Origin of the sequence: Roseibium sp. (genome assembly GCF_025698965.1) — a bacterium.
In the GTDB taxonomy this organism is placed as follows: Bacteria; Pseudomonadota; Alphaproteobacteria; order Rhizobiales; family Stappiaceae; genus Roseibium.
The window spans coordinates 1-13747 of sequence record NZ_JAILWL010000129.1 but is presented as its reverse complement, the minus strand read 5'-3'; the positions used below and the strand labels follow the sequence as shown (position 1 = coordinate 13747).

Genomic DNA, 13747 nt, shown 5'->3' with positions numbered 1-13747 from the left:
CCCGTATCTCCCCTAGCACTGCGCTCGGGGTGACGAAGGCATCGGCAAAACTTGTCATTCCTGCGAAGGCAGGGATCCAGTCATCACCTGAGCGGAAAACCCATTCAAAAGCACCGGCTACACGACGTGCTGGATACACTCTTCGCTTGTCTCTCATCCAATCGACAATACAACCATAGTGCGCCTTCTAGACCCGATAGTCTGGCTGTGTCCTGTTGAGCTCCCGCTTCAGATAGTCAAAATGGGCGTATCCCATACCGACATAGGGCTCCCATTCCGCAGCCGTTTTTGCCGCAAGATTGTCGGACATGATTGCGAGAGGCTGACCGGTCGCATAGGCCTTCAGAAGGGTCTCGGCAGCTCGCTCGAAAAAATACAAGTGCTCGAAAGCTTCCGCGACGGATGCCGCAGAAACGGAAACGCCGTGATTTCCCATTACCAGAACTGGTTTGTTGCCAAGCGTCTCGGCAATCCGCCGCCCTTCTTCTACCTCGTCGGCCATGCCGCCAAATCCGAGATCGATGGCAACTTTGCCAAAGAACCGCGCCGTATTCAGATCGATCGGTTTCAAAGCCGGGTCCTGCAGCGTTGCAAGAGTGGTGGCATTGGGTGGATGGCAGTGAAACAGGATCCTTGCCGCCGGATTGCTGCGGTGAACCGTGCCGTGAATGCACCAAGCGGAGGGGTCGGGAGCATCATCTCGCTCCATAACCGTCTCGTCATTGGCATCAAGCAGCAACAGCTCGCTGGCCTTTATTTCGGAAAAGTGCCGCCACTTCGGGTTCATCAGAAATTTGGACCCGTCGTCAGAGACAGCCGCACTGAAGTGATTGCCAACGGATTCATGCCATCCGAATTTAACCGCAAGTCGAAATGCGGCGGCAAGGTCCTGCCGCAGTTCCTGTTCGCTTTGTGATTGCACTTCTGTCAGCGCCATGACGGCTTCCCTGGTCACTTGAACCGGCCTTCCCCGGAAAGAACCCGGTAGGTCGATCGCATCTCCCCCCGATCGATATAGCAGCCCCGCAAATGCCGGTCACCACTTGTCGCGGAATAGGCAGCTCGGCCGTGCACAATCCGGTGATTGTCAAAGACAATGCATTCTCCGGCGTTCAATCGGAACTTCATCAGATACTTTTCGTGCTGCATCAGACGCCCGAAGCGGCAGAAAGCTGGATAGTAGAGGTCCAGTTCCCTTTGCGGCAGATCGAAAATATCAGCCTGATGCTGGCTGATGGTGACACCTGAAATGTTGCCGTATTCGTCCAGTTCGATCACACGCTGGCGGGCGCGCATATCGAACGTGTCGTGTTCGCAATAATAGGGTATATCGGTGCTCACCAGCAGCTCGAACTCCTGCGGATGAGATTTCCGGAAGTCTTCGGCCACCGCCAGGCCGTCGACGAAGAGACTGTTGCCGCCATCGACCGAATTTGCCCGGCAATGCAGAAACTGAACACCCGGTGCCGTATCCTCCGATGGCAGGTCGGTGTGAAGCTCCAGCGCCTTGGAGGTGAAGGCCAGGTTGGTTGGCTTGATGTGCGTTTTGACCTCGAAGACCCGTCCGAAATAGCTTGGGCGGATATGGCCGATCAGATTAGCGGTGTCGAGAAGCGCGTCATCGGTATCCGGCAGCCCCGTCAGGAGTGCAACACCGGCCGTTAGCATTGTTTCGACCCATTTCTTGATATGGGCTTTGTCCGTCGTCAGACCTTCATAAGAAAAGCGACCGATGTTTTTGTAGTGATCTGCGTACCAGGCTTTGCGAGACAGGTTGGCAGTGTCGGGACGCTTGCTGCCGGTTGCATAGCAGTTCAACATTTGCAGCGGTATGCGCGTGACATGACCAGATCCGGCCCACGTAACCTCCAGGTGATCGGCAGCTATCAGCGCGGAAGTCGCTCTTGGCGCTTCCGCTTCAGCGAAAATGTCATAGACCCGTTCACGCGTCTCGCTATCAAATGAAGACGGACAATTGTCTCTCAGCCAATAGTAGTTGAAATAAACCGTTTCACCATTGCCAAGCGGGACATCCAGGCCAGTCTCGCCAAGCAACACACCGGCTTCACCAGTTCCGAGCATTTTTCTCTCCAGATAACTTAACCTGATTGGCTGCAGCAACCAAAGGCGTTTTCCGCCTCAAGCTCTTTTCATAGCTTCGTTTTTGGAAAAATGCTCTTGTGCTTCTGATTTGAAAAGCCGATAAAAACGTAAGTTAACTTAATCAAAGTCTAAAGTTAAGCACCATGCGTCGCCTGCCACCTCTCCGGTTGTTAAACGTCTTTGAAACTGTCCAAAGGGCCGGAAGTCCCAAACTGGCTTCAGGTGAGCTCAACGTTTCGCTGTCGGCGGTCAGTCAGGCGCTACGGCAACTGGAAGATCATATCGGAGCAGCATTGTTCGATCGTACGACGCGCCCCGCAAAACTGACCGAGGCCGGTGAGGTCCTGCTGAAAGCGGTTGTAGAAAACCGGGAACGCCTTGACCACGCCCTGAGCGACATTCAGGCCCTGACAAGCAATGCCGGCTCGGCCATCACTGTTGCCTGCACTGTCGGCTTTGCCACTTATTGGTTGATGCCCCGGCTGGAGGCGTTTTATCTCGATCACCCCGATATCGTTGTGAATGTCCAGACCACACCGCTGGAGGTATCGCGCATGAGCCCAGGCACAGACATCGCCATGCGGTTCGGAGATGGCCGCTGGAAAGACGGCGATGTGGAGCACTTGTTTGATGAAGTCATTGAACCTGTCTGGTCACCGGCCTTGGCTGAGCGACTTGCCAAGGAAGGCCGGAACCTTGCCTCGGCCTATCTGATCCACGTGGACTTCCCGGATCCCAACTGGATCGCCTGGCCCGAGTACTTTGCCCGAACCGGCCAGAAGCCGACCGGGTCCGCCAAGGGTCTGAGGTTCTCAAACTATGTTCAGGCGGCGCAAGCAGCGCTCTCCGGACACGGCATCATGCTCGGCTGGCGTTCCACCAATGGCGATCATGTCGACAAGGGGCTACTGGTTCCGGTCGGCCTTCCTCCCATGCATCCGAAAAGCGGTTTTTACACAACCCTTTCTCATCGCAGTCGAAACCCGGAGGCGACTCAAGTGGTCATTGACTGGATGAAGAAGACAGCGGCACGCAACGCAAAGGGCCCAGACAATTTTCTTCAAAATACCACAATGTCTTAGAGTCAGCTTAACCTATGGATGTTACCTGGAAAAATGAAATTTATACGATATTCAGAGTAAAGGAATACGAGTTGGCTCACAAAGGCTTTGGAAGACGAGGAGTACAGAGCGTTTCTGCTCAGCAGCCGGTTAGAAGTCAGGCCAATATGCAAACACCGGCCCAGATTAGAAATCATCTCCATCAAAATTCCGAGCAAGTTGCAAAGTCTGGCCAGAGCGGTTTTCAGGGCCCAGCGAGCGGCATTTTAGGTTGGTTCTCAGGAGCAATCGCCCAGTTTTGCATTCTTTTCGCGAATGCCAACTTTGACCGCGCTGTGGCAGAAGGTGGGGCTGCACCGCTGGCCATGCTAGGTTTGGCTGCCATTGCGATTGTTCTCTACCTGATTTTCATTGGGGTTGCGAGTTACACAGTTTTTACTTTTCCCAGACGGTCGAAAACCAAATGGTTTCTCGGTGGCTTCTTGTTAGGTATGGCATCGGTGTCAGCAGCAATCTGATCACTTGTGCAAGGGTCTGTCCTCCGATCTCTCATACCTGACTTCTACACTTCGACAGTGAAGCGTCACTTCAAACGTCAATCCAATACGAAAACAGAATTTTGCGTGCTCCCGTGCAGCATGCTTACTTCCGTCTGCTATTTTATTTCCCCTTGACCTCTCCATCCGCCAGTGTCATAACACCGCCCGAACCGTACGGTACGGTTCACCAATCGAATGAACTCCGCTTTGCTCGCAAACAGACCGATCAAGAAAAATGCCCGCAACTGCTTTTGACATCGCCACTTCCCGCCCGGACGCCGCGCCTGAGTTTTCGCCGCGCCAGCAGGTGGTGTTGCAGCATGCGCTGACGCTTCTTGTCGAAGGCGGCGAAAAAGCGCTGACAACAGCCGGTCTTGCCCGAACAGCAAGCTGCTCCAAGGAAAGCCTCTACAAATGGTTTGGCGACCGGGATGGCCTCTTGGCCGCGGTTGTCGCCTATCAGGCGAGCCAGGTGCAATTTCCGTCTGAAGCAGGTGCGACCGCCGACGCAGAGACGTTCCGCGCCCATGTCACGGCCTTTGTCGAGGCATTGCTTGGAGTGCTCTTTTCTGAAAGTTCGCTCGCGCTGAACCGCCTTTCAATCGGTCAATCCAACACCAATTCCAACAGACTCGGTCAATTACTGCTGGTTCGCGGCAAGAACATGATCTCCGCGCGTGCTCGCACCATGCTGGAAAGCGGCCGCCGCCACGGTTTGTTGAAATTCGACGACGCGGAGGACGCCTATCAAGTGCTCTACGGCCTGGCGATCCGCGACGTTCATATCCGTCTCCTTCTCGGCGATGCGGCAAATGCTGCCGAGCAGGACCTGAATTCGCAGGCCGAAACGGCTGTTGAGCGTTTTTACCAGCTGTTTGGAGCCTGATTTTCAGAACACCTGGTGACCCAAGATCAACTTATTGCGTTCAACAGAACCTTGGTCGCTCTAGGGAACACCAGAAACAACGAAGACCGGCAAAAAGCCCGGCTTTATTACAAGAACAACGGAATGCAAACGGGAGAAAGGAACCCATGCGCGTTTATTACGATCGTGACGCTGATCTCAACCTGATCAAGTCCAAAAAAGTTGCCGTCATCGGCTACGGCTCGCAGGGCCGCGCCCATGCCATGAACCTGAAAGACAGTGGCTGCACCGAACTGGCTGTTGCCCTGCGCGAAGGATCCACAACTGCCTTGAAGGCAGAAGCCGACGGCTTCAAGGTCATGACCGTGGCGGAAGCTGCCGGCTGGGCTGACCTGATGATGATGGCAACCCCGGACGAACTGCAGGCCGACATCTACAAGGACCACATTGCCGGCAACATCCGTGATGGTGCCGCGATTGCCTTTGCTCACGGCCTGAATGTTCATTTTGGCCTGATCGAGCCGAAGTCCACTGTCGACGTTCTGATGGTCGCACCGAAGGGCCCGGGCCATACCGTACGCGGTGAATACCAGAAGGGCGGCGGCGTGCCGTGCCTGATCGCCGTTCATCACGACGCGTCCGGCAATGCCCACGACCTTGGCCTGTCCTACGCCTGCGGTGTTGGCGGCGGTCGCTCCGGCATCATCGAGACCACTTTCAAGGAAGAGTGCGAGACCGACCTCTTCGGCGAACAGGCTGTTCTGTGCGGTGGCCTGGTCGAGCTGATCCGTGCCGGCTTCGAAACCCTGGTGGAAGCTGGTTATGCGCCGGAAATGGCCTATTTCGAGTGTCTGCACGAAGTTAAGCTGATCGTGGACCTGATCTACGAAGGCGGCATCGCCAACATGAACTACTCCATCTCCAACACTGCTGAGTGGGGCGAGTATGTCACTGGCCCACGCATCGTGACGCCGGAAACCAAGGCAGAAATGAAGCGTGTCCTGACTGAAATCCAGAACGGCAAGTTCACTTCCGACTGGATGCAGGAATACCGCGCAGGTGCCGCCAAGTTCAAGGCAACCCGCCGCCTGAACGACGCGCACCAGATCGAGGAAGTCGGCGAAAAGCTGCGCGGCATGATGCCGTGGATCAAGTCCAACGCTCTGGTCGACAAGACCAAGAACTAAGACTGGTCAAACATTCTGGAAAAGAGAAAGCCGGATGGAAACATCCGGCTTTTTTCTTCGCAATTGCGACCGGTGTCGACCAGTTTGGCCGTTCCCTCAAGCCAGATTGATCCCGGCGAAACAAGCTACATTTTTATACAATTCTGGTTTTATTCCCTAACGGGATCACAAGACCTGTTTTTATATTCTCACGGCAACAAAGCGTCACTTGGCAAAAATGTTCGCGGGGGTCGTCAGTATGGATCTTACAACGCTGTTTTCGGCAAACATCCTTGTCCTGTCGGTATTTGCCATATCATTTCTTGCAATGTCCTTCCGTGTCGAACCCCACGGCCATTGGCGCAGTTGGTCGGCTGCCAATATTTTGCTCGCAGCTGCTCTCCTGTGCTTCTGGCAGGAGCAGAATCTGCCTGCATTTGCTGCCTATCTTGTACCGAATACATTGTTGCTGCTCGGCTTCGGGTTTCACTGGCATGCAGCTCGGCAACTCGCCGATTTGCCCAGCAAAATAAGCAATGTCCTGGCTCCAGCATCCGCTTATCTTCTTGTCGCTGTGGTCGCCTACTATGTCTCCAAATTCGGACTTGCCTACACGGCCGCGAACGTGATCTTCACCATGCTGTGCATCGCGACAATCAGCGCCTATACCTCAAGGAAGTTCAGAGGTCTCATTTCGGCAATTGGGCTGATCCTGGCTTTTTTCTTCCTTGCTGCGGAAGGCGCGCTCAGAACCGTGCACGGTCTGGCTCTCGGAGGACCGACCGGCCCCGGCATGATGAACGACATGATCCAGGACATCCACCTGATGAGCGCGCTCATCTTCGTAAGCCTGACCGGAGCGTTCTCGCTTGCCGTTTCCTTTGAACAAGTCGCCTATAAACACCGCGAAGCAGCACGAAGAGACCCACTGACGGGGGCTTTCAATCGCAGGGAATTCCAACACCGGCTGGAAGGCTTGCTCCAGGGCACGCCAAATGACACATTCGGCCTCGTGCATTTCGACCTTGATCACTTTAAGAAGGTGAACGATCTATTCGGTCACCTGGCAGGCGACGAAGCCCTCGTGGAAGTGTGTAATACAGTCAAATCGCATTTGCGCCAGGATGATTGTTTCGCTCGGCTTGGCGGTGAGGAATTCGCCGTGTTGCTGCCGGGAATTTCCCGGGAAAATGCCTTCAGGGTCGCGGATCGTCTGCGTGAGAGAATATCCGAACTCCGCTTTGAATTCGCCCCGAAGGAATTCAACATCACCGCATCTGCCGGCATCTATCACGGCGACGGCAATCAACTCCTGACCACTGACCTCCTGCAGGCCGTCGACATCAGTCTTTACAAGTCCAAGAATGGCGGGCGCAATCGCATTACCTTCGCTGAGCCCATTGCTCAAAGGACCTGATGCGGCGCTGTCCAACAGTTCGTGTCAGATATCCGGCAAGAACCTCAGAGCTAGAAATGAGCTTCGATCAGGCGCGTGACTTCCCGGTCTCGCGCCGCTTCGCTTTTTCCGCCAATGACGACAACAATCAACTGTTTGCCACCGCGCCGTGCGGTTGCGACGAGATTATAACCCGACATGCGGATGTAACCGGTCTTCAATCCGTCCACGCCGGGCACCTTGCCCAGCAGGTTATTGGTCGCCCGAAACGTCCTGCCGTTATAGGAGAAGGACTTCGCCCGGTAGTAACTGGCATATTGCGGAAAGCGCCGCTTCAGGGCGAGGCCGAGTTTGGCCATGTCGCGAGCAGTTGTCACCTGGGCTGGGTCCGGTAGACCGGTCGCGTTCACGAACCTTGTTTTTCTCAAACCCAATGCACGCGCCTGTTGTGTCATTTGCCGTGCAAACGCAGCTTCGCTGCCGGCAATATTCTCCGCGACAACGATGCCAACATCGTTGGCTGACTTGACCGCCAGTGCCCGTGCCGCCTGTTGAACCGTGATCGTCGATCCGGCCTTCAGACCGAGTTTGGCCGGTGGCTGCGAGGCCGCATTTGCGGACACTTTCAAAGGAGACGACAGCGAAAGCCGTCCGCTCGAAACCTCATCAAACAACAGGTAGAGCGTCATCATCTTGGTCAGCGAGGCGGGAAATCGCGGCGAGTCTGGATCAACCGCGTAGAGCTCTTCGCCAGTGGACGCGTCCAGAACAAGCGCTGAAAAGCCACGTTCAATACCGGTCGCTGGCGCGTAGCTGACAACCGGAATGGACGTGCTTTGAACACTTGCCGGTGTCGCCGCGACAGACGGAGCGGTAGATGTCGGCGCCTGTGCGGTCTGACAGGCGGCGAGAAACACGGCAAGAAGAAGAGTGGAAAGCCTTTTAAATACGGCGCTCGAACGCATTACAAATCTCACGCTTTTGACCAGACCCGCCTTTAGGGCTTCAAGCGGTACCCGGTTTTGAAAATCCAATGCACTATGGCCAGCGAGCCTCCCAGAAAGAGCATCGTCGCAAAGAGCGACAACCACAGGCTGACATCCGCCTGACCGTAAAAACTCCAGCGAAAACCTGAGATCAGATAAACAACCGGGTTGATCAGAGTTACTTTCTGCCAGATTTCCGGCAACATGTTGATGGAATAAAAGCTGCCGCCCAGAAAAGCCAGAGGCGTGACAATTAACAATGGCACAAATTGCAGCTTCTCGAAATTGTCCGCCCAGATGCCAATGATAAATCCGAGCAATGCAAAAGTGACTGCTGTCAGGATGAAAAATGCCGCCATCCAGAAGGGGTGCTGAATTTCGATATCAACGAAGAAATTGGCTGTGATCAAAATGATCAACCCGACCAGGATTGATTTTGTTGCTGCAGCCCCGACATAGGCAACCGTAATTTCGAAAAAGGAAACCGGCGCTGAAAGCACCTCAAAGATGGTGCCGGTGAAACGTGGAAAATAGATGCCGAAAGACGCATTCGAAAGACTTTGCGTCATCAGCGACAGCATGATCAGTCCGGGAACGATAAACGCACCATAGCTGACCCCATCCACTTCGGTAATCCGCGACCCGATTGCCGCGCCAAAAACCACGAAATAGAGCACCGTCGAAATCACTGGCGAAATCACGCTTTGCATGATTGTCCGCCTGGTTCGCGCCATTTCCGAGATATAGATGGATTTGACCGCCTCAAAATTCATTTAGTCACCAGCCCCGTTTGGTTTTTCCTCGATATCCCTTGCCAGGATCAACTCCATTCTCGGCAACGTTCGACCGGGAATGGACCCCGAAGGAGACCGGCCAATCGTTCGAAAGCCCATACGGGCATAGAAAGGTTCCGCTTCCGGGTCGGAATCCACACCAACCCTGCTCAAACCACCGGACACTGCCCTGGCAAACAACCGGTCGAACAATTGCCGTCCGACACCTTTGCCTTTCCAGTCCGGATCGACGAAGCAGGTTTCAAGCTCACCTGATCGCATTGCTGGCTCCATCGACAGACGAATACAGCCGACGAGTTTGCCGTCCTGCGCTTCCGCAACCCAGAAATCATGATCTTCGATCCAACTTGCGCGGACACGTAGCTCTTCCACGCATTGCGCCATAAACGCATCATCATAGCCATTGGACTGCTTTGAGCGCATGCTCAGGTCCGTCAGACTGTCCTTGTCGGTCAGTTTTGCTTTCCGAATGGTGAAATCGTCGCTCATGACGTCTCCTGCTCCTGTCTGACCAGACCGACGAAAATGTCTTCCAAAGATGACTGATCCGTCTGCAAATCGTGAAACCGGACCCCCTCCTTGGAGAGATCGGTCAGAAGAGAGGTGATGCCGGTGCGTTCCGCGTGCGTGTCATAGGTATAGGTGAGACAGGTGCCGTCATTTTCGAGAGTAAGTTGATAACCAGAAAGCCCACCAGGGATCGCGCTTATTGGTTCAGTAAGGCTGAGCGTCAGCAACTTGCGCCCCAGCTTGCGCATCAGTTCCGCCTTTTCTTCAACAAGGATGATCTCACCCTTGTTGATGACACCGACCCGGTCAGCCATTTCCTCGGCTTCTTCAATATAGTGGGTTGTCAGAATGATGGTGACGCCCCGGTCTTTCAATTCACCGACAATGCGCCACATATCATGACGAAGCTCAACGTCGACACCGGCGGTCGGCTCATCCAGAAACAGGATCTTCGGCTCGTGGGCGAGTGCCTTGGCAACCAGTAATCTGCGTTTCATGCCACCGGAGAGTGCCATGATCGGGTTGCTGCGTTTTTCCCAAAGGGTCAGATCCTTGAGGATGCTTTCCACGCGCGCTGGATCAGGCCGTAAACCGAAGAGCCCCCGACTGAGGGCAACGGTATCGCCTACGATTTCAAAGGGGGCAGTCGGCATTTCCTGCGGAACGAGACCGATCAGTTGCCGTGCGGCCCGGTATTCCTTCAAAGCATCATGTCCACCGACATAAATACTGCCGGATGTCGGTCGAACCAGTCCGCAGATCGTACTGATCAACGTGGTTTTGCCGGCCCCGTTCGGACCCAGCAAGGCAAAAACCTCACCTTCCTGAATATCCAGGGACACGGACTTGAGGGCCTGGAAACCACCTTCATAGGTTTTTTCCAGGTCTCTGACGGACAATATCGGAGCCATGAAGTTCCAACCGGTTCAAAATCATGATGATTTGACCAAACGGCCAAATAGACGGGTCACAGTCGCATGTGGGCAGACAGGCCGCAAGATGCAAGTCCCGTCTCCGGCCGACATCAGGCGTTGGGATATCGGCACTCGAAGCTTATTGTTTATCAGGCAGAAACACTGCGTCTGCTGTCATTTCTATGGGCTTTCGGCGTCAAATCTCTATTTTCCGACAAAGGCAGATTTGTTGAAAGGAAAGCAAAATGTCCATTCGTCCGGTTACCCATATCGGCACAACACAAACCACTCTTGAAGGAGCGGGTGTCAAATTGGAGCGCGTTTTCGGCTTTCAGGATCCTGAAATGCTCGACCCGTTTCTGCTGCTGGACGATTTCCGAAACGACCGGCCCGAGGACTATATGGCAGGCTTTCCCTGGCACCCGCACCGCGGTATCGAAACGATCACTTATGTGCTCGCCGGAAATGTTGAACACGGTGACAGCCTTGGCAACAAGGGCGACCTAGGCGCGGGTGACGTGCAATGGATGACCGCCGGTCGTGGCATCATGCACCAGGAAATGCCGAGGGGCGACGAAACCGGTCGCATGCATGGATTCCAGTTATGGGCCAACCTTCCCTCTTCATTGAAAATGACGAAACCACGGTATCAGGACGTCGCAGCCAGAGACATTCCCGTTGAAACCGACGACGATGGAACCTCCGCCCGCGTAATCTGCGGCGAATTCTGGGGTAAGCGAGGACCGGTGGACGGAATCGCCGCCGACCCGCAATATCTGGACATCCACGTGCCCGCAGGCAGGAAAAAACGTTTCAAGGTCGATACCTACAAACAAACCTTCGCCTACATCTTTGAAGGTGACGGCACATTTGAGGGGGCATCCGATCCCTTTGGTGTTCTGACCGAAAAGGAATTCAGCGGTGAAGAGCTCAAGATTCGCGATCAGACAGGGAACCGATCCCTTGTCATTTTCGGTGCGGGAGATGAAATCGTGGTGCAGGCCGGTGATCACGGCATTCGATTTCTGCTGGTTTCCGGCGCGCCGCTAAAGGAACCGGTCGCCTGGCACGGTCCGATCGTTATGAACACCCGCGAAGAACTGGTGCAGGCCGTCAACGAGCTGCGGAACGGAACCTTCATCCGCTAAAACACTGCCCTTGCCGCTGAAGGATGAATAGTCCTGTTGCTGTGTTCAACGCAGCAACAGGACTGCCATCATGCTGACAGACTTATTGTTTTACGACGGCCCCCACTCTGCCTTGCATCCTTCACAATCACTGGATACGTCTGATCTGTATTCGAAGTGATTGGAAAACCATGCCTTTAAAACTCCGTGCGGCGACACCTGCCGACGCTCCCGTCCTGACCGACATTCTGCACCGCTCGAAGGCGTCCTGGAACTATTCCGACGACAAGATGGCCGAGTACCGCAAACATTGGAGCGTGACCGAAAAGACCATACAATCTCTCCACATGACAGTCGCTGAACAGGACGGTGTCCCGATCGGGTTTTCCGGCCTTTCGCCGAAGAACGAAGGCACCCTGCTCGTCGACTTTCTGTTTGTCGCCCCGGAAGTTCAGAGACAGGGAATAGGAGATCTGCTTCTGACAAGAGCCGAGGATCATGCTCGTCAGAATGACCTGTTCAGGCTGTATCTGGAATCAGACGCTCATGCAGGTCCCTTTTACGAAAAGCGCGGATTTCAGACCATCGCAACACGTCCGAGCGCCATGTCGCCAGGCATGGACATTCCGATGATGGAAAAGATATTGCCGCCCTCCGTTCATGCGATTTCGTCAATTGAAATCACACTTTCAGACAAACCCTGGGCCTTCGAGCGAGAAAACGAAACCGCGATATCCACCCATTTCCAGGAGGCGCAAAAACGCATTGCGCTTCTGTGGAACGGTCGCACCCTGAAACTGACGAACTACCGCTTTGAAAACGGATCCTTCATGGGCGCATGTGCGGAATGCGCCTACGCATCCTTCCTCGCCTGGAGAGATTGGGGGGCTCCGGACAGCTCCGCATACAATCTGTTTGGCTCGGCAATCATTCGTTCCAGCGACGGCGCCCTTCTTTACGGCGTCATGTCAGAGCACACCGCCACAGCCGGTCAGATCTATCCACCCGGAGGCAATCTGGATCCGACGGACTTGACGGCGACCGGACAAGTTGACGTGGCCGGTGCGATCAGCCGGGAACTGGAGGAGGAAACCGGACTGACCATGGCGGCACTCGATCCTGGTGAATTCCTGGTTGCCTTCGATGGTCCACGGATTTCAATTTCACGGATCTTCGACGCCGATCAAACCGCAACCGAGCTGCGGGACAAAATCATGCGCTTTTCCAAAGCCAGCAAAGAGCAGGAATTGGCGGATATCCGTATTATTCGTTCACCTTCGGATCTGAACGACCCTGCTATGGTTTCCTATGCTCGAGCGATCGGAAGACATCTGCTGACATAGGCGGTGTCATGCTGCCAATTCGCTGACAAGATTTAGTTCACCATGAAAAGCCACGAAGCACTGGCAGGACTTGCCTTAAAATGCAAAAGTCCGCTCACTTCGAATGTCGTCCCGACTGACTCGCCTGGGAGAAAAATATGAGCCGCCGCTATGCGATCCTGGATGTCTTCACGAACAAAAGCCTTGCCGGCAACCCGCTGGCCGTGGTTCTGGACTCCGAGGGGTTGAGCGACGAGCAGATGCAAAAGATTGCCGGAGAGTTCAATCTGTCCGAAACGGTGTTCGTTTTTCCCCCGGAAAATCCGGGGCAGTCCGCCAGCATGCGCATTTTCACACCGAAACTTGAATTGCCCTTTGCCGGACATCCGACCGTCGGCACGGCAATCTTGATGGCGACAGAACGCTTTGGCGACATTTCAGGAGAGCAGGACGCGGTCGTTGTTCTGAAACAGAAGATCGGAGCGGTGCGTTGCGCGGTAATCCTGCGGGAAAACGCCGCCGCCTTTGCCGAATTCGACGTCCCAAGCCTGCCTGAACCGGCCGGACCAACCCACAATGTCGAATTGATCGCAGCCGCCCTGGATCTGGAGCCGTCCGATATCGGCTTCGAAAATCATGCGCCGTCCCGTTTCCGGGTCGGTCCGCCCTTCAATTTCGTCCCGGTGCGCGACCTGGATGCACTAGCTCGTGCAACACCTGTTCCAGCCATGTGGAAGGCCGGTTTCGGCAAGGACGACCATAACGATGCGTATGTGTATTGCCGGGAAACCCGCTCCCACGACAGCGCATTCCATGCGCGTCTGTTCGCACCCGATATGGGTATACCGGAGGACCCGGCGACCGGTTCCGCCGCAGCGGCTTTTGCCGGAGTGGTCCATTTCTATGATGGTCTGACCGCCGGAACCCACCACATTCGCATCGAACAGGGTTTCGAAATGGGCCG

At 54.8% G+C, this 13747-nt stretch carries 14 protein-coding genes; 8 read left to right on the top strand and 6 right to left on the bottom strand.

All coding sequences use genetic code 11. From position 1 onward, the window contains the following. Positions 1 to 187: 187 nt before the first annotated feature. Both K5905_RS12505 and K5905_RS12500 read right to left on the bottom strand, forming a co-directional pair. On the bottom strand, positions 188 to 937 hold the full coding sequence (locus K5905_RS12505) for a class II aldolase/adducin family protein (RefSeq protein ID WP_297584279.1): 750 nt from the start codon (positions 935 to 937) through the stop codon (positions 188 to 190). A 14-nt stretch (positions 938 to 951) separates the two neighbouring features. Continuing rightward, complete coding sequence (locus K5905_RS12500; protein WP_297584277.1) at positions 952 to 2082, bottom strand: TauD/TfdA family dioxygenase; 1131 nt, start codon at positions 2080 to 2082, stop codon at positions 952 to 954. Positions 2083 to 2246: 164 nt separating this feature from the next. Between K5905_RS12500 and K5905_RS12495 the strand changes: the two genes are divergently transcribed. The 5 genes from K5905_RS12495 (at position 2247) to K5905_RS12475 (ending at position 7151) form a co-directional block, all read left to right on the top strand. Beyond that, positions 2247 to 3185, top strand: coding sequence for a LysR substrate-binding domain-containing protein (locus tag K5905_RS12495; protein WP_297584274.1), 939 nt, complete (start codon positions 2247 to 2249; stop codon positions 3183 to 3185). Positions 3186 to 3199: 14 nt separating this feature from the next. After that, entirely contained in the window at positions 3200 to 3682 is a 483-nt protein-coding gene (locus K5905_RS12490; protein WP_297584272.1) for a hypothetical protein, read from the top strand. Positions 3683 to 3938: 256 nt separating this feature from the next. Continuing rightward, positions 3939 to 4589 (top strand): TetR/AcrR family transcriptional regulator, encoded by a 651-nt coding sequence (locus K5905_RS12485; RefSeq protein WP_297584269.1) that lies wholly within the window; start codon positions 3939 to 3941, stop codon positions 4587 to 4589. A 146-nt stretch (positions 4590 to 4735) separates the two neighbouring features. Next, the gene (gene ilvC, locus K5905_RS12480) at positions 4736 to 5755 is read left to right on the top strand and encodes a ketol-acid reductoisomerase (RefSeq protein WP_297584266.1); all 1020 of its coding nucleotides are present in this window, start codon (positions 4736 to 4738) and stop codon (positions 5753 to 5755) included. Positions 5756 to 5993: 238 nt separating this feature from the next. Continuing rightward, positions 5994 to 7151 (top strand): GGDEF domain-containing protein, encoded by a 1158-nt coding sequence (locus K5905_RS12475; protein WP_297584263.1) that lies wholly within the window; start codon positions 5994 to 5996, stop codon positions 7149 to 7151. A 50-nt stretch (positions 7152 to 7201) separates the two neighbouring features. Here K5905_RS12475 and K5905_RS12470 read toward each other — a convergent pair whose 3' ends face one another. From K5905_RS12470 to K5905_RS12455, 4 genes are read right to left on the bottom strand one after another with little or no spacing between them, the layout of a single operon-like run. Next, positions 7202 to 8095, bottom strand: coding sequence for a D-alanyl-D-alanine carboxypeptidase family protein (locus K5905_RS12470; RefSeq protein ID WP_297584260.1), 894 nt, complete (start codon positions 8093 to 8095; stop codon positions 7202 to 7204). A 32-nt stretch (positions 8096 to 8127) separates the two neighbouring features. Continuing rightward, on the bottom strand, positions 8128 to 8889 hold the full coding sequence (locus K5905_RS12465; RefSeq protein ID WP_297584257.1) for an ABC transporter permease: 762 nt from the start codon (positions 8887 to 8889) through the stop codon (positions 8128 to 8130). Then, a complete protein-coding gene (locus K5905_RS12460) occupies positions 8890 to 9399 on the bottom strand; it encodes a GNAT family N-acetyltransferase (RefSeq protein ID WP_297584254.1) in 510 nt (169 codons plus the stop codon). Continuing rightward, positions 9396 to 10331 (bottom strand): ABC transporter ATP-binding protein, encoded by a 936-nt coding sequence (locus tag K5905_RS12455; RefSeq protein ID WP_297584251.1) that lies wholly within the window; start codon positions 10329 to 10331, stop codon positions 9396 to 9398. The genes K5905_RS12460 and K5905_RS12455 overlap by 4 nt, the downstream gene beginning before the upstream one ends. 248 nt (positions 10332 to 10579) lie before the next feature. Between K5905_RS12455 and K5905_RS12450 the strand changes: the two genes are divergently transcribed. The 3 genes from K5905_RS12450 to K5905_RS12440 form a co-directional block, all read left to right on the top strand. Further along, on the top strand, positions 10580 to 11482 hold the full coding sequence (locus K5905_RS12450) for a pirin family protein (protein ID WP_297584249.1): 903 nt from the start codon (positions 10580 to 10582) through the stop codon (positions 11480 to 11482). Positions 11483 to 11652: 170 nt separating this feature from the next. Beyond that, complete coding sequence (locus K5905_RS12445; RefSeq protein ID WP_297584246.1) at positions 11653 to 12804, top strand: GNAT family N-acetyltransferase; 1152 nt, start codon at positions 11653 to 11655, stop codon at positions 12802 to 12804. A gap of 137 nt (positions 12805 to 12941) precedes the next feature. Beyond that, positions 12942 to 13747, top strand: an 806-nt coding sequence (locus tag K5905_RS12440) for a PhzF family phenazine biosynthesis protein (protein ID WP_297584244.1), incomplete at its 3' end; no start/stop codon positions are given.

What these genes read in the sequence shown, in the direction of transcription:
- K5905_RS12455 (WP_297584251.1), bottom strand. Translation starts at nt 10,331, where the DNA reads ATGGCTCCGATATTGTCCGTCAGAGACCTGGAAAAAACCTATGAAGGT.
- K5905_RS12475 (WP_297584263.1), top strand. Translation starts at nt 5,994, where the DNA reads ATGGATCTTACAACGCTGTTTTCGGCAAACATCCTTGTCCTGTCGGTA.
- K5905_RS12470 (WP_297584260.1), bottom strand. Translation starts at nt 8,095, where the DNA reads ATGCGTTCGAGCGCCGTATTTAAAAGGCTTTCCACTCTTCTTCTTGCC.
- K5905_RS12445 (WP_297584246.1), top strand. Translation starts at nt 11,653, where the DNA reads ATGCCTTTAAAACTCCGTGCGGCGACACCTGCCGACGCTCCCGTCCTG.
- K5905_RS12485 (WP_297584269.1), top strand. Translation starts at nt 3,939, where the DNA reads ATGCCCGCAACTGCTTTTGACATCGCCACTTCCCGCCCGGACGCCGCG.
- K5905_RS12505 (WP_297584279.1), bottom strand. Translation starts at nt 937, where the DNA reads ATGGCGCTGACAGAAGTGCAATCACAAAGCGAACAGGAACTGCGGCAG.
- K5905_RS12460 (WP_297584254.1), bottom strand. Translation starts at nt 9,399, where the DNA reads ATGAGCGACGATTTCACCATTCGGAAAGCAAAACTGACCGACAAGGAC.
- K5905_RS12490 (WP_297584272.1), top strand. Translation starts at nt 3,200, where the DNA reads ATGGATGTTACCTGGAAAAATGAAATTTATACGATATTCAGAGTAAAG.
- K5905_RS12495 (WP_297584274.1), top strand. Translation starts at nt 2,247, where the DNA reads ATGCGTCGCCTGCCACCTCTCCGGTTGTTAAACGTCTTTGAAACTGTC.
- K5905_RS12465 (WP_297584257.1), bottom strand. Translation starts at nt 8,889, where the DNA reads ATGAATTTTGAGGCGGTCAAATCCATCTATATCTCGGAAATGGCGCGA.
- ilvC (WP_297584266.1), top strand. Translation starts at nt 4,736, where the DNA reads ATGCGCGTTTATTACGATCGTGACGCTGATCTCAACCTGATCAAGTCC.
- K5905_RS12500 (WP_297584277.1), bottom strand. Translation starts at nt 2,082, where the DNA reads ATGCTCGGAACTGGTGAAGCCGGTGTGTTGCTTGGCGAGACTGGCCTG.
- K5905_RS12450 (WP_297584249.1), top strand. Translation starts at nt 10,580, where the DNA reads ATGTCCATTCGTCCGGTTACCCATATCGGCACAACACAAACCACTCTT.